Origin of the sequence: Seongchinamella unica (assembly GCF_004354085.1) — a bacterium.
GTDB lineage: Bacteria > Pseudomonadota > Gammaproteobacteria > Pseudomonadales > Halieaceae > Halioglobus > Halioglobus unicus.
Genome location: NZ_SMSE01000002.1, coordinates 381,231 through 395,739, shown reverse-complemented (window position 1 = coordinate 395,739; position 14,509 = coordinate 381,231). Strand labels below are relative to the sequence as shown.

The following is a 14,509-nucleotide window of genomic DNA, read 5'->3' as shown; positions in this document are numbered from 1 at the left end:
GGGCCTCGACACAGGTTGGCCGATCTGCCGATCGCGTTCCCTGCTCCCTCCCCCTGATCATCAACAACACGTCTCACCCGGGTATCCCTCATGAGCGACGAAAAGAAGAACGCCAGGCACAAAGCCTCCATGGAGAAACAAAAGGCCAGGGTCGATGCCCACATCGAGGCAGCGGACACGGAGCGTGGGGTGGCAATCCTGCTGACCGGTAATGGCAAAGGCAAGTCGAGTTCAGCCTTCGGTATGGTGATGCGCGCACTCGGCTATGGCCACAAGGTGGGTGTCGTGCAGTTTATCAAGGGACAGCAACTCTCCGGCGAAGAAATTTACCTCAGGGAGCAATGCCCTCAGGTGGACTTCTACCAGATGGGCACCGGCTTTACCTGGGACACCCAGGACCGCGATGGCGACATCAAGGCGGCCAAAGAAACCTGGGCGGTGGCCAGGCCGATGCTGGAGGATCCGGCCTACGATCTTGTGGTGCTGGACGAGTTGACCTATATGCTGGCCTACAACTACCTGCCAGAGCAGGAAGTTCTCGAGGCACTGGAAAACCGACCAGCAGAACAGAGCGTGGTGGTGACCGGTCGCGGTGGCGGTTCGGCGCTGCAGGAGATCATGGACACGGTATCCGAAGTCAAGGAAGTCAAGCACGCCTTCCAGGCCGGCATCAAGGCGCGCCGGGGCGTGGATTACTGACCGTGCCCCTGGCGCTGATGGTCCAGGGAACCACCTCCGACGCGGGCAAAAGCGTGCTCGTCGCTGGGCTCTGCCGGGTGCTGTCCCGCAAGGGCATCAACGTGGCCCCCTTCAAGCCCCAGAACATGGCACTGAACAGTGCCGTTACTCCCCAGGGTGGGGAAATCGGACGGGCCCAGGCTTTACAGGCCGCGGCAGCGGGTATCGATCCACACACGGATATGAACCCGGTACTGCTCAAACCCAGCAGCGACAAGATTGCGCAGGTGATATTGAACGGCAAACCGCTGCAGGACATGGATGCCGTCGACTATCACCGGTACAAGCGACTGGCCATGGACACGGTGATGAATGCCTGGCAACGGCTGCAGCAGCGCCACGATGTACTATTGGTGGAAGGCGCCGGAAGCCCGGCCGAAATCAACCTGCGGGACCGGGATATCGCCAATATGGGCTTTGCCGAAGCCGCCGATGTGCCGGTCATCATCGTCGCCGACATCGACCGTGGAGGCGTATTCGCCCACCTGACCGGCACCCTCGCCCTGCTGTCCGCCAGTGAACAGGCCAGGGTCCGCGGTTTCGTCATCAACCGCTTTCGCGGCGACATAACCCTGCTTGAATCGGGGCTCCAATGGCTGCAACAACGCACCGGGAAACCGGTACTCGGGGTCATTCCCTACCTGCACAACCTGCAACTGGACGCTGAAGACGCCCTGGAAAGCGGGCAGGTGGAAAAAGAGGAAGCGCATTTACAGGTGGTTGTCCCGGTGCTGCCGCGTATCTCCAATCACACCGACTTCGACAGCCTGCGCCTGCACCCCCAGGTAGCGCTGCATTACGTGGGTGAGCAACAGGTGCCGCCGCCCGCAGACCTCATTATTCTTCCGGGCAGCAAGAACGTGCGCGAGGACCTGCGCTGGCTACAGGACAATGGCTGGGTTGAGGTGCTGCTGCGACACCTGCGCTATGGCGGTAAGGTACTGGGTATTTGTGGCGGCATGCAAATGCTGGGCAGGACGGTTGCCGATCCTCAGGGCATTGAGAGCGCAGCCGGGTGCAGCGCCGGCCTTGGCCTGCTGCCGCTGGACACCGAGTTACTAGCGGGCAAAACCCTGCGCCAGGCCAGCGGCCAGATCCCGGCTCTGGGCAGCCCGCTTACGGGCTATGAAATTCACTGCGGCCAGACCCGGCGCGACGCGGGCACAGCGTGCTTTGCAATACTGGATGAAGGCCGTGAAGACGGCGCCATCTCCAGCGACAACCAGGTCGCTGGCAGCTACCTGCACGGCCTGTTCGACCACCCCGACGCCTGCCGTGCCCTGCTCACCTGGGCCGGACTGGAACAGGCCAGGGGGATCGACCGGGCAGCCATCCGTGAACGGGAACTGGACCGGCTGGCCGATAGCCTGGAGCAACACCTTGACCTGGGGCAGTTATTTCCGCAATGGTTCAGGGCGGCATGAACAGACCCCGTGAAGCCCGCGCTCGCCAGCTGACCCTGGTCCTGTTGCTGCTGTTGCCGTTGAGTCTGCTGGCGGCCCTGGCCTTGGGCAGCGTCAGCCTCGGGTTTGCCGAAAGCCTGCAGGCGATCAGCCAGATCAGCCAGCAACCCGCTGAGCGCAGTGCGATAATCATTAACCAGATACGCTTGCCCCGCGCCCTGCTGGCCGGGCTCGTGGGCGCCCTGCTTGGCATCAGTGGTGCCGCCATGCAGGGTATTTTCCGCAACCCGCTGGCAGATCCGTCACTGATCGGCGTAACCGCGGGCGCCTCCCTCGGGGCCAGCCTGGTGATCGCCGGTGCCGGTAGCTGGATCAGCGGCCTGGGGGGACTGACCCTGGTTTCGCTGGGCGCCTTTACCGGGGGCATGTTGGCGGTCGTGGTTGTTTACCAGTTGGCCAATTCCGAGAACGGCACCTCGGTGGCGACCATGTTGCTGGCGGGTATAGCGATCACTGCCCTGGCCGGTGCCATGAGCAACATCCTGGAACTGTTTTCCTCCAACGAGGTGCTGCGGCGGATCAGTCTGTGGCGCATGGGTGGTCTCGATGGCGCCGACTACCAGCGGGTGGCAATAGCGGCCGCGATTTTGCTGGTCGTAATCGCAGTGCTGCCGCGTTACGCCACCGCGCTGAACGCATTGTTACTGGGAGAATCAGAGGCCCGCTACCTGGGTATCAATGTGGAGAAAACAAAAACGCTGATTGTATTACTGGTGGCCGTAGCGGTCGGCGCCTCGGTCGCCATGGCGGGCACCATCGCCTTTGTCGGCCTGGTGGTGCCCCACATCATCCGCCTGTCAATTGGTCCGGACCACAGGTACCTGCTGCCCGCCTCCGCTATCGCCGGTGCGCTGCTGCTGATCTGGGCGGACATTCTCGCCCGCACACTCATCGCGCCGACGGAAATTCCCGTGGGTATCGTCACCGCCTGCGTGGGCGTTCCTTTCTTTATCTCCCTGCTGCATCGGCGCAGGGATTTCGGTATGCAGTAATGGGCGGATTGGCACTCAAGGACGTCAGCGCAGCGCCCTGGGGCCGACCACTGCTGCGCGACATCAGCTTTGAACTGGCACCCGGCCAGATCCTGGGCCTGATCGGCCCGAACGGCGCCGGCAAAAGCAGCCTGCTCCACTGCATCGCCGGCGGCATTCCCAGCAGTGCCGGGCAGTTACTGCTCGGTGGCATACCGCTGGTGGAAATAAACCCGCAGCAGCGCGCGCGCAGCATCGCCATGCAGGTACAGCACTCTGTGCTCAACTTCCCATTTTCAGTGGAGGAAGTCATTCTGCTGGGGCGTACACCACACGCCTCTGGCCAGACCTGTGACCGGAAAATTCTGCAGGAAGTCATGGCAGCAACCGATACCACTGGACTGCGCCACCGCCCCTACACCCAGTTGTCCGGCGGCGAGAAACAACGGGTGCAACTGGCTCGGGCCGTCGCCCAGGTCTGGCGCGAGGAAGATGCAGCACAGCGCCTGCTCCTGCTCGATGAACCAAATTCCGCGCTGGACCTGTCCCACCAGCGCATGGTGCTGGAACTGGTCACACTGCTGGCGGGCCGGGGGTGCGCAATCATGCTCGCCAGTCACGATTTCAACCTGCTGTCTCCCCACGCGGACCGGCTGCTGCTGCTGCAACAGGGCACGCAGGCCGGTTACGGCCGGCCCGCTGAGGTATTGACCCGCGACATGTTCAGGACGGTGTTTTCCGTACAGGTGCATATCCAGCCGCACCCGGACAACGGGGCACCCCTGGTCATCCATCAATGATCCGGCGAATTCTGGCGGTGATCACTGTGCTGTTTGCCGCTGCCAGCAGCCAGGCCGGGCCCACAGTGGTCGACTCCAGCGGACGCGAGGTCAGCCTGGAACGGCCGGCCCAGCGCATTATCGGACTGGCACCCCACATCGTGGAGAACCTGTTCAGCGCCGGCGCCGGCGGCAAACTTGTGGGCGTGGTCAGCTACAGTGACTACCCTCCCGCCACTGCCGGGATTCCCCAGGTGGGCAGCGCCTATGCCTGGAGCCTGGAAAGCGTGGTCGCCCTCAATCCGGACCTGGTGGTGCTATGGGGATCCGGCAACGGCATGGCCGCGCTGCCACAGCTTGAGCGCCTTGGCCTCAAGGTCTACGTCAGCGAGCCCCGGGAACTGGACGATATCGCAGCCTCGATCCGGGCTTTTGGCACCCTCGCAGGTACGGCGGAGACCGCCGAGAAAAATGCCCGCAAGCTGGAGCGGGAGGTCAGTGAATTACAGGCGCGCTACAGCCGCAAGGCAACCCTTCGTGTGTTCTACCAGATCTGGAACCGGCCTCTGCAAACCATTAACGGCGAACACATGATCAGCCATGTGATCGCCCTGTGCGGCGGCCGTAACATCTTCGCTGAAGAACCCCAACTGGCTCCGCTTATCGGCCTGGAGACAGTGCTGCAGGCGGATCCCGATGCGATTGTCGCCAGCGGTATGGATGAGTCACGACCGGAGTGGCTCGATAACTGGCTGCAGTATCGCAGCCTGCGGGCGGTGAGTACCGGCGCACTGCTGCACATCCACCCGGACATCATCCAGCGTCCCACTGCCCGCATCGCCAGCGGCGCCGCCGAGCTGTGCCGGAAACTGGATACCGTCAGGGTTCAGTCGGAGTTCACGGGCAACGCCGATTCTGGCCTGCCCCACTGATCGACAGCGTAGGTGTACACCACATCGGTACTGGAATTCAGGGCCGTTTCTGCTGAATCCTGGATGACGCTGATGATAAAGCCCACGGCCACCACCTGCATGGATACATCCAGGGAAATTCCGAACAGCGAACAGGCAAGGGGAATGAGCAGCAGGCTGCCGGAGGGGACACCGCTTGCGCCACAGGCTGACAGCGCGCTGATGGCGCAGAGCAGCAGGGCCGCTGGCAATGAAACCTCAATGCCCAGGGTGTGAACGGCCGCCAGGGTCAGTGTGGTAATGGTAATAGCGGCACCGGTCATGTTAACCGTTGCGCCCACCGGAATACTCACGGTGTATAGCTCTTCGCTGATACCCAGTTTTTTCGCCAGGTTGAGATTAACCGGGATATTGGCCGCAGAACTGCGGGTAAAGAACGCGGTAATACCCGACTCCTCCAGACAACGAAACACGATCGGGTAAGGGTTACGACGGGTCAGCAGGAAAACCATCAACGGGTTAATCACCAGCGCCATCACCAGCATTGCCGTCACCAGCACCAGGGCCAGGCCAGCGTAACTGGCCAATGCCGCTACCCCTGCGGTGGCCACGGTAAAACACACCAGCCCGAAGATACCGACAGGCGCCAGGCGGATCACATAGCGAACAATTTCGCTGACCCCATCCGCCAGCACCTGCAGGTTCTGCCGGAAGCCAGCGGGGGCAGAACGGAAACCGACTCCCAGCAACACTGCCCAGCTCAGGCAACCGAGGAAATTGGCGGTCAACAGGGCGTTGATCGGGTTGTCGATGAGCTTGAACAGTACATCGGTCAGTACCGAACCCACCGCCTGCGGGGGAGCGCCCTGCGCCGGCCCGGTGAGCGCAATGGTCTGCGGAAACAACTGGCTCAGCAGTAGTGCCACCAGCGCAGCGCTTATCATGCCGATCAGAAACAGGGCCAGCACCATCATCATCTTGCGGCCATCCCTGCCACTCTCGTGACGGTTGGCAATGGCCGACATGACCAGCACCAGCACCAGCAAAGGCGCTACCGCCTTCAGCATACCTACGAACAGCTGGCCCAACAGGCCCAGTGATTCGGCCAGCGCCGGAAACAACAGCCCGGTGACGGTCCCAAGCACCACCCCCATCAGAATTTGCGGCACCAGGCCCAATTCGGTCACTTTCATCTGCAGTCCGTCCGGCTCCCGCGGGTTATTGTCCTGCATCACTATAACGGGAAATTCACCCCGCTGGTACAGAGTTCCCCTTGCCGATGGTCAGGGGTTTGCTAAGCTCTCCTGACCCTGGCCAACAGACCACAAGGATAATCATGAAACCAGAAACCATTGCGCTGCACGCCGGCTACGACGGCGACCCGACAACCCATGCAGCTACCACCCCCATCTACCAGACCACTTCATTCACCTTCGACAATACCCAGCACGGGGCAGATCTGTTCAACCTCGCGGTGCCCGGTAACATCTACAGCCGCATCATGAATCCCACCAATGCAGTGCTGGAGGCGCGGCTGGCGGAACTCGAGGGCGGTGTTGGCGCACTCGCTGTCGCCTCCGGTATGGCTGCCATTCGCTATGCCATCGAGGCAATCGCCGAGGTGGGTTGCAACATCGTCAGCACGTCCCAGCTGTACGGCGGCACCTATAACCTCTTTGCTCACACCTTTCCACGCCAGGGCCTGGAGACCCGATTTGCCGACGCGGAAGATTTCGATCGGGTGCGTTCACTCATCGACGAAAACACACGGGCGCTGTTCTGCGAGTCTATCGGTAATCCCGCGGGTAATGTTGTCGACATCGAGATCTGGGCAGAGATCGCCCATGAGGCCGGTGTGCCGCTGATCGTCGACAACACCGTGGCCACCCCCCTGCTCTGCCGCGCCTTCGACTACGGCGCTGACATCGTGGTGCACTCGCTGACCAAGTACATCGGTGGCCACGGCACCACTATCGGTGGCGCCATCGTCGACTCGGGTAGATTTGACTGGGCCGCGCATCCGGAGCGTTTTTCTGTCATGACGACTCCCGACCCCTCCTACCACGGCGTGGTTTACACGGAGGGCTTCGGCGATGCTGCCTTTATCGGCCGCTGCCGGGTGGTTCCCTTGCGCAACACCGGTGCCGCACTGTCTCCGCACAATGCATTCCTTATCATGCAGGGCCTGGAAACCCTGTCCCTGCGAATGAAACAGCACTGCAAGAATGCCAAGAAGGTGGCCAAGTACCTGCAGGTCCACCCACAGGTGACATGGGTCAACTACGCGGGTCTCAAGGACAGCCCCTACCGTGAGACCTGCAAGAAGATATGCGACGGCAAGGCGGCGGGGATACTCAGCTTTGGCATTGAAGGTGGCGCAGAGGCCGGCGCGAGGTTCATCGATGCACTGCAGATGATTCTGCGCCTGGTCAACATAGGTGACGCCAAGTCACTGGCCTGCCACCCTGCCAGCACCACCCACAGGCAACTTAACCCGGAAGAACTGGCTTCCGCCGGTGTCAGTGAAGATATGGTGCGTATCTCAGTGGGTATTGAGCATATCGACGATATTATTGCCGATATTGAGCAGGCGCTGGCGGCAGCAAAGTGACTCGCGTATCTTGATAACAAAAAGGCCCGGCTAAAATGCCGGGCTTTTTTGTTATCGGTCACTTAGAAGTTGTAAGTGAAGGAAGCACCGATGGTACGTGGACGATTGCGCACGGTGCGGTCATAGGCGCCAATGTTAAAGGCAAGTGCATCACTGTAGGTATAGATCGCCTCTTCGTCAGCCAGATTATCCACATACAGTAATGCTTCCCAGTTATTGTCGCTGGCGAAACCAAGGCGAAGATCCATGATTTCGTAGCTGGGCTTGACGTTGCCGGAGATGATGCCGTTCCCGGATACATCCGATGAAGCCTTGCCAGGCAATTCGAGGGTGTCGTCAACCCAGTTATAGTTAAACACCACGAAATACTCGCCGTATGAGACCGGGATGATGTAATCCAGAGTGACGTTTACAGTCCATTCAGGCACGTCCGCCAGCTTGTCATCTTTGGAAATACCTGCCGATTCAACAGTCTCCTTGAACACAGCATCGGTGTAACCAGTGGCCGCCGAAAGTGTAAAGTTATCCGTCAGCAACGTGACCAACTCCAGCTCAACACCCTTGGATTCAGCTTCGCCAAGGTTTGCAGTGAAGTTTACGCCACACTCACCACTAGTGGTGATGTTCTGCTGGATGTCTTCCCACTCCATCAGGTAAAAAGCACCATTGAAGCGAATATTCTCCGTAAGGTCGCTCTTCCAGCCCAACTCGTAGTTAGTCACCTCATCACCCTCATAGGAATCGGGGCTGCCTGAAATACCCAGGGCCTTGAGATCCTGGTCACAGGCATAGGCCACTGAGTTGGCGGGGTCTTCACTGCGGGGAACGGTGCGGTTGCCTCCACCGGGACGGGAACCCGTAGACCAGGTGCCGTAGAATTGGCTGACATCGGTAAAGTGGTAAGTGGCCGTCAGCTTTCCGTTCACATCGTCGTCGCTGATGGAGAGATCCAACTCATTGGCAGTATCGCGATCACCACCGGTGAACGCCCAACCCCAGTCCTCCTTAAACTGCTCGTAGTCATAATCCAGGTAACGAAGACCTGCGGTGATATTGAAACGCTCGGTGATGTCGTATCCCAGTTCACCGAAGACGGCAATTTCTTCATAGGTCCGCAGGTCCTGCGTGTTGGCCAGACCATACTCGTTGATTGCAGGATCGAAACCACGTTGCATGCGATAACCCGCATCGGCCTCTGAATCTTTGTAGTAAACACCACCCAGCCAGGTCAATGCGTCTTCGCTATTGGAAGTCAGGCGAGCTTCAAAGGTTGTATCGTCCAACTCCACCTTTTCATCGGCGTATACCGCATCGATAACATAACCAAAAATCGCGAACGTGGGATCAGTGATATCTTCCACATTGGTAAATTCACGGTCAATGTTTGACAGGCTGGCAAGCAGGCTGACGCTGCCGAAATCCTGACCGTAGGTCAGGTTGGCCATGGTGAATTCGTCCTCGTAGGGTTCTGGAGCATCAAATTCGCGAACCTGTTCAAACTCACTGTGAGGACCGTCGTAACTGGGTTTTCCATCCATTTCTGTCTTCTGGTAAAAGACAAAGGGCTGAATATAGGCATCGCCAAACTCGTGGCGATAAGCCACGCGCAGGGTCGTGCTCTCTTCATTATTGACGTCTTCATCGTAGGTGACGGCTGAATCGCGATCCATCCTGTCTATATAACCATCGCGGTCGGTGTAGGAACCGACAATGCGCAGGGCGCCATTGTCACCCACACCCGCGTTGTACATACCGTTGACGATGTAGTTGAAACCGCCCTCGTCGGTGTCAGACACGTCCAGGTTGACGCTCCCCTCGTTCTCACCCACCAGCGGCTTCTGGGTGATCAGGCGCACGGTGCCACCCATGGAACTGGATCCATAAAGGGTCCCCTGGGGCCCACGCAACACTTCTACCCGCTCCAGGTCATACAATTTGGGATCTATGATTGTCTGCTGGAAGGAAGTCGATGAACCGGAGGAGATGGTTTGTATGGGCATTTCATCCAGGTAGAAACTCACAGTCGGCGCCACACCGGTCGCAGCCGAAATACCGCGAATATTCAGCTTGGTACGACCTGGACCGGCGCTGCGCAGTGACAGCGACGGCACGGTGGTAGCGATATCATTGAAGTCTGTTGCGCCCAGGCGAGTGATACTCTCACCTGAAATCGCCGAGATACTCATGGAAACGTCCTGCAGACTCTCCACCCGCTTGGAAGCGGTAACCACGACTTCCTCCAGCTGGGCGGAGGCGCCGGTTGACAGAACGGACAGAACGGATGCAGCCATCGCTGCTTTTTTAACCTGGTGCATTGCGGTACTCCCCACGGTGGGCATTCTTTGTGGTTTTGGTTGTGATGGTGGCTTTTGTTGTTGATTCACAGCAGAAATTCTATAACGGTATGGCCAATTTTCTAGCAAAACCGCGTGTAACTATTTCATAGCAATAGTTTGACGCTAATGGGTCAAAAACGATGAATAGGCGCCAAACCACGGAAACTTGCGTTACATGGAGCGCCTGAGCAGGGGTGGAATATCCGCTAACGATTCACCTTCGGCAGACAATTGCTGGGCCAGTTCATCCAGCGCAGGGCCCAGGCGAGGCGTTACCTCCTCCGGGCGCAGCGGCTCGTTGCACTCGCTGCAGGTGAGCGTGGGACGGGTATTATTGCCACATTTCTGGTGAACGTATTCCAGCGGGGCGCCCTGCCCCTTATCCATCCACTCGTCGCCCCAGCGCGCAAGACTCATCAGCACCGGGTACAGGCCCAACCCCTTGCGGGTCAGCCTGTATTCATAACGAACCGGGCGATCGTTGTAGGGCACCTTGACCAACACACCGGCATCCACCAATTTGCAGAGACGCTCGGACAAACGATGACGGGTGATACCGAGATTACTCTGGAACTGGTCGAAACGCCGGGTACCGAGGAAGGCATCGCGAATAATCAGCATGGTCCAGCGCTCGCCTACTACGGACAGTGACCGCGCTACCGAGCACACCTGCTTGTCTATGTCGTCCCAGCGCATGTGTTAATCCCTGTTAATCGTTATGCGCATCAATTTAGCACAATACGTCCAAATTGGAACGAGGCGATAACCTGGTCCGTATATGACTTCGCCATGGACACCTTGCGGACAGCAAACATCCAGCCCGGGCAGAGCGACGTAACAACCCCGAAACACCAGAGGACGACGACATGATCAGGTACATCATTGCCCATTGGGAACGGATCAGGACCACCCCGCTCAGCCCCCTCCGCCACCTGCTTCCGGAGGACAACGCTGCGGATGACAAATGTTCCGCCGCCTCGCGCTGTGTATGGGATCTGGAAAATGAAGCCTGAACAAGACAGTTCACTTCAGGCCTCGTCCCTGCGGAGGGCGCTTGCAGGCGAACCTCCGAACACACTGACGCCCTATGAGTGGCTGGAATGGTACCGGCAGCATGGGCAGCCGGCGGCGCACCGGGTTAACAGGCAGCGACCCCGGCGCCTGTGGTACAAGCTATTCAAACGCCCCTCCCCGGCCAACACCCGGGACGACCCGGGTTAGTTACGAACGCTTACCGCACTAGGCGGGTAATTCAGACTGCAGCAGGTCGAGGATGCCGTTGTCACTGTCCCCGTGAGCGATCACCGCGGCATTGAAATCGGTCACCCCGGCATCGCGCAGTCGCTGCACGTCGGCTCGCAGCGTACTCTCATCACCCACCAGGGCCAGCTCTGCCGGCCCCGCTACCCCTTCCCTGTCGAGCATGGCCCGGTAGGAAGGCAACATCCCGTAGATCTCCAGGGTTTTGGCTATCATTTCCCTGGCACCGTCTACATCATCTGTCAGGCAAATGGGCAGGCCGCAGACGATTCGCGGCGCGGCATGTCCGGCCTCCTCAGCTGCCGCCGAAATCGAAGGCGCAATATATTCGGCAATGGTTTTCGGGCCCGTCATCCAGGTCGTGGTGCCGTGAGCCATGGTGCCGGCAAGCTTGAGCATCGCCGGTCCCAGTGCGGCCAGCAGCAGGGGCACCGGTTCGACCGCTGGCAGGTCCAGCTGCATCTTCCCGGTGAGCTGCTCGCCCTCAAACGCCGTCGCCTCGCCCCGCAACAGGGGCACCAGTACCTGCAGGTATTCCGCCATGTGCCGCGCTGGTTTGTCGTAGGACAGACCGTACATGCCCTCGATCACCATTTGGTGTGACAGGCCAATACCCAGGGTAAAGCGCCCGCCACAGGCGGCCTGGGTCGTCATTGCCTGCTGGGCCATGGCGCCCGGATGACGGGGATAGGTCGGGGTCACAGCCGTCCCCAACTCGATATGATCGGTCTCCCAGCCGGCAATGGCGCAGGCGCCTATGGCGTCGAGACTGAAAATATTAGGTACCCAGACACTGTCAAACCCCCGCCTTTCCGCTTCCCGGGCGAAACTGGCCAGCGCCTGCAGGTCGTGGTTGAGCTGGGGGTGGGTCCCGGAAAACAGGCCAATACGCATAAGATACTCCTCAAATGATCAGGCACAAATGGTGGATCCATCGTCTGCTACAGCATAGAACAGGCAGTCCGAGTGGGCTATGGCGGCGTTGTTGGTAATCATGAAAAGCTTCAGCGGCTGGGCCGGGTAAAGCCTGCCGTCGGAGACACGCACGAGACGCGACACCGCGCAGCGACCACCGGCATCCTGGGCCGTAAACAGTTGCTGAGCCTCGGCCCTGGCCCAGCCGAGCAAAGTGTCCGTACTGACGCCGCCAAAATTGTGGTGTTCTATGTCCGGCCTGAGGGTGATGTCGTAGTTGTCGCAGGGCGCGTCGGCGTAGGTCAGGGTCACATTGTCCTTGAGCTCCAGACGGATCGGATCCTGCAGTAACTCCAGGCCCCAGTCGGTGTCGCCGGGGGACAGCACTTCCGGGGCCTCAAAGAAGCGACAGAGACCCTCGTAAGCCAGTGCGTGGGCCTCCTCGTCCAGGCGACCACCCACCTCCACGGTAACCGTTGGGCAGGTCTCCTCGCTGATTTCCATCAACGCCCCCAGGCCGAGACTGGAGATGATCAGCCGCTGGGTAAACAGGGAGACCAGCGCCTCGTGATGCCGATCCATGAAGGTACAAACCCCGAAAGCGGGACCGGTGCCGGAGGTGTTGTGCATATCGACGACGGCCTCGGGGGCGTGTAAGCGCAAAATTTCCAGGATCTCTTCTGCCAACACGCCCTGGGCGTCGTCGAAGGGCGGCCGAAAACAGCGATTGAGGTCCCGCGCCCGGGGTAACATTCTATGGCTGAACAACGGCGGCTCCAGGGCTGCACCGACAGACGCCACGACGCAGACAACATTGACCGCCGGACGACAGCCGTTTCGCAGGTAACGATGCAGGGCGATAGCTCCCGAGGGCTCATTACCGTGTAACAGGGTGACCATGGCCCGGGTGCGACTGCTGTCCTTCCCCTGTAACAGAATACAGGTAGGGCCATCCATCCAGCGCAGAAACTCGACCACATTATTGCCAAGTTCGGACGACCGGGGATCCCTGACGAACTTGAACCTTCTCACACTGACCACCGGGCTACGGGAACATTTTTCCCACTGTGTTCAATAAAGTCCTCCAGCAAGGCATGTAACGCCTCCCTGGTCGGCATCTGCTGTCTCAGCTTCGCCAATTTCTGCCGCTGCCAAACCGCACCCGACTGGCGCTTGTGCAGACGCTCTTCCATGATACCCAGGTAATGTTCTATTTCGCTGTGCCCTATACCGATAGACTCCAGTCCTGCCCTGGCAACCGGAAGCATGCGCAGGATAATGTCGACAATGGGCTGCTCCCGGTAGCCGGCCTGGTGCATTTCCGGCCAGACCAGCCGGGCATCGAGTCCGTACTGGGCTGCTCGATAGAAGTTGTATTCAGCGTTGCGAAAAGGGATTGCCGGCAGCAGTTGCTCGATCACCGGCCGCAGGCCCTCGGCCGCACCGATCAGGAACGCCGCATTGGCCACCATATCCACCGGGGTCGGCCCCGCTGGCAGGGCGCGCATTTCAATCCGTAGATGACCATTGTCGGCATCGTCGTAAATAGGGCGATTCCACAACCAGACGGTACTCTGGTGCAGGCGCAATTCCGCCAATGAGGGAGCCTTCCCCGAGGCCATTTCCTCGGCAGCGGTGCTGCGGTTGCACAGCGGCAGCAGGGGCGGGTAAATACGCACCACCTCACGAAACAATTCCTCGGCACCACGGCGCGCCCATCCCTGGCCGAAATTAACCCGGGCGGGTTCATTCCAGCTGTAGGGATCAACATGCCGGGTGTCGATAGACTGCTTGAACAGGGGTATGCGGGTCTCATCCCACAGGCTATGCCCGAAAATACCCGGGGAATTGGCCCCCAGGGCCAGGGCCAGCGGCGTAACCAGCTGAACCGCGTTAAAGGTATCCGCAAAGGCATCGGGGGCGACTCGATAATGCACCTGGAAAGAGGTGTTGGCCCCTTCCAGGGTGATGTCTTTCATCACCATCTTCAGCGGCTCTGCACCATCGATATCGATACTGAAATTGTCACCCCGCCGCTTGATCAGCTGCCGCACCAGAGCATGGTAGCGACGGCGGTCAGTGACACAGTGTGCACCAAAATCGGTATCGCGCAGTGTCGGCAGGATGCCAATGGGCACCACCCGGCCGCCGCGCCGGGCGGCGACTTTGCCGAGCCTGTCAAGCCGCTCGAGTATGGCCTGCTCTGTGGATTCAAAGGGACTTTGATCCAGGCTGAACGGCGGCAGATTGAACTCCAGATTATAGCGGTTCAGTTCCAGCGTCAGCGAAGGATCGCCGGATTCCTGCAGGATTTCCTGGTTGGCGTATAGGGGCAGTCCCCGATCATCTACCAGGTACATTTCTAGTTCGGCGCCGATCGAACCCCTGCCCTGACCAAATCCCGGACGCTCCAGCAACTGGTAAAGTGCGTTGAGGTTTTCCTCCAGACTCGCGGAAAACGCGTCGACGTCCTGCGCGGAAAACTCTATCTGGTTGATGTCTATGCCCATAGCTGCCTATTGTGG

13 protein-coding genes are annotated in these 14,509 nt (G+C 59.6%); 7 read left to right on the top strand and 6 right to left on the bottom strand.

Annotated elements, in window-relative coordinates:
* Positions 1 to 90 precede the first annotated feature (90 nt).
* The 5 genes from cobO to E2F43_RS08880 are packed head-to-tail and all read left to right on the top strand — an operon-like array spanning position 91 to position 4,883.
* Entirely contained in the window at positions 91 to 699 is a 609-nt protein-coding gene (cobO, locus tag E2F43_RS08900; protein ID WP_133211791.1) for a cob(I)yrinic acid a,c-diamide adenosyltransferase, read from the top strand.
* 17 nt (positions 700 to 716) lie between these two features.
* The gene (locus E2F43_RS08895) at positions 717 to 2,162 is read left to right on the top strand and encodes a cobyric acid synthase (protein WP_133212977.1); all 1,446 of its coding nucleotides are present in this window, start codon (positions 717 to 719) and stop codon (positions 2,160 to 2,162) included.
* Positions 2,159 to 3,193, top strand: coding sequence for a FecCD family ABC transporter permease (locus tag E2F43_RS08890; protein WP_133211789.1), 1,035 nt, complete (start codon positions 2,159 to 2,161; stop codon positions 3,191 to 3,193). Before E2F43_RS08895 ends, E2F43_RS08890 begins: the two co-directional genes overlap by 4 nt.
* Positions 3,193 to 3,972 carry a heme ABC transporter ATP-binding protein gene (locus tag E2F43_RS08885; RefSeq protein WP_133211787.1) on the top strand — a complete coding sequence of 260 codons (780 nt, stop codon included), beginning with the start codon at positions 3,193 to 3,195 and terminating at the stop codon, positions 3,970 to 3,972. Before E2F43_RS08890 ends, E2F43_RS08885 begins: the two co-directional genes overlap by 1 nt.
* Entirely contained in the window at positions 3,969 to 4,883 is a 915-nt protein-coding gene (locus tag E2F43_RS08880; protein WP_133211785.1) for a cobalamin-binding protein, read from the top strand. The genes E2F43_RS08885 and E2F43_RS08880 overlap by 4 nt, the downstream gene beginning before the upstream one ends.
* Here E2F43_RS08880 and sstT read toward each other — a convergent pair.
* A complete protein-coding gene (gene sstT / locus E2F43_RS08875; protein WP_238946822.1) occupies positions 4,838 to 6,094 on the bottom strand; it encodes a serine/threonine transporter SstT in 1,257 nt (418 codons plus the stop codon). The genes E2F43_RS08880 and sstT overlap by 46 nt on opposite strands.
* Positions 6,095 to 6,198: 104 nt before the next feature.
* Between sstT and E2F43_RS08870 the strand changes: the two genes are divergently transcribed.
* Complete coding sequence (locus tag E2F43_RS08870; protein WP_133211783.1) at positions 6,199 to 7,473, top strand: O-acetylhomoserine aminocarboxypropyltransferase/cysteine synthase family protein; 1,275 nt, start codon at positions 6,199 to 6,201, stop codon at positions 7,471 to 7,473.
* Between the two features lie 62 nt (positions 7,474 to 7,535).
* Here the strand turns inward: E2F43_RS08870 and E2F43_RS08865 are convergent, their stop codons facing one another.
* Both E2F43_RS08865 and E2F43_RS08860 read right to left on the bottom strand, forming a co-directional pair.
* On the bottom strand, positions 7,536 to 9,788 hold the full coding sequence (locus E2F43_RS08865) for a TonB-dependent receptor (protein WP_133211781.1): 2,253 nt from the start codon (positions 9,786 to 9,788) through the stop codon (positions 7,536 to 7,538).
* Between the two features lie 192 nt (positions 9,789 to 9,980).
* The gene (locus E2F43_RS08860; RefSeq protein WP_133211779.1) at positions 9,981 to 10,505 is read right to left on the bottom strand and encodes a winged helix-turn-helix transcriptional regulator; all 525 of its coding nucleotides are present in this window, start codon (positions 10,503 to 10,505) and stop codon (positions 9,981 to 9,983) included.
* A 306-nt stretch (positions 10,506 to 10,811) separates the two neighbouring features.
* Between E2F43_RS08860 and E2F43_RS08855 the strand changes: the two genes are divergently transcribed.
* Positions 10,812 to 11,030 (top strand): hypothetical protein, encoded by a 219-nt coding sequence (locus E2F43_RS08855; RefSeq protein ID WP_133211777.1) that lies wholly within the window; start codon positions 10,812 to 10,814, stop codon positions 11,028 to 11,030.
* 18 nt (positions 11,031 to 11,048) lie between these two features.
* Here E2F43_RS08855 and E2F43_RS08850 read toward each other — a convergent pair whose 3' ends face one another.
* Genes E2F43_RS08850 through E2F43_RS08840 form a run of 3 tightly spaced genes read right to left on the bottom strand, consistent with a single transcriptional unit; the run spans position 11,049 to position 14,494 of the window.
* Complete coding sequence (locus E2F43_RS08850; protein ID WP_133211775.1) at positions 11,049 to 11,963, bottom strand: TIGR03564 family F420-dependent LLM class oxidoreductase; 915 nt, start codon at positions 11,961 to 11,963, stop codon at positions 11,049 to 11,051.
* A gap of 18 nt (positions 11,964 to 11,981) precedes the next feature.
* Positions 11,982 to 13,016: a M14 family metallopeptidase gene (locus E2F43_RS08845; protein WP_238946821.1), complete on the bottom strand. Its 1,035-nt coding sequence runs from the start codon at positions 13,014 to 13,016 to the stop codon at positions 11,982 to 11,984.
* Positions 13,013 to 14,494, bottom strand: coding sequence for a glutamate-cysteine ligase family protein (locus E2F43_RS08840; RefSeq protein WP_133211773.1), 1,482 nt, complete (start codon positions 14,492 to 14,494; stop codon positions 13,013 to 13,015). The genes E2F43_RS08845 and E2F43_RS08840 overlap by 4 nt, the downstream gene beginning before the upstream one ends.
* Positions 14,495 to 14,509 lie beyond the last annotated feature (15 nt).

Excerpts from the sequence above, each read along its gene's own strand:
- E2F43_RS08885 (WP_133211787.1), top strand. The coding sequence starts at position 3,193 with ATGGGCGGATTGGCACTCAAGGACGTCAGCGCAGCGCCCTGGGGCCGA.
- E2F43_RS08870 (WP_133211783.1), top strand. The coding sequence starts at position 6,199 with ATGAAACCAGAAACCATTGCGCTGCACGCCGGCTACGACGGCGACCCG.
- cobO (WP_133211791.1), top strand. The coding sequence starts at position 91 with ATGAGCGACGAAAAGAAGAACGCCAGGCACAAAGCCTCCATGGAGAAA.
- E2F43_RS08855 (WP_133211777.1), top strand. The coding sequence starts at position 10,812 with ATGAAGCCTGAACAAGACAGTTCACTTCAGGCCTCGTCCCTGCGGAGG.
- E2F43_RS08860 (WP_133211779.1), bottom strand. The coding sequence starts at position 10,505 with ATGCGCTGGGACGACATAGACAAGCAGGTGTGCTCGGTAGCGCGGTCA.
- sstT (WP_238946822.1), bottom strand. The coding sequence starts at position 6,094 with ATGCAGGACAATAACCCGCGGGAGCCGGACGGACTGCAGATGAAAGTG.
- E2F43_RS08850 (WP_133211775.1), bottom strand. The coding sequence starts at position 11,963 with ATGCGTATTGGCCTGTTTTCCGGGACCCACCCCCAGCTCAACCACGAC.
- E2F43_RS08840 (WP_133211773.1), bottom strand. The coding sequence starts at position 14,494 with ATGGGCATAGACATCAACCAGATAGAGTTTTCCGCGCAGGACGTCGAC.
- E2F43_RS08895 (WP_133212977.1), top strand. The coding sequence starts at position 717 with ATGGTCCAGGGAACCACCTCCGACGCGGGCAAAAGCGTGCTCGTCGCT.
- E2F43_RS08865 (WP_133211781.1), bottom strand. The coding sequence starts at position 9,788 with ATGCACCAGGTTAAAAAAGCAGCGATGGCTGCATCCGTTCTGTCCGTT.
- E2F43_RS08890 (WP_133211789.1), top strand. The coding sequence starts at position 2,159 with ATGAACAGACCCCGTGAAGCCCGCGCTCGCCAGCTGACCCTGGTCCTG.
- E2F43_RS08880 (WP_133211785.1), top strand. The coding sequence starts at position 3,969 with ATGATCCGGCGAATTCTGGCGGTGATCACTGTGCTGTTTGCCGCTGCC.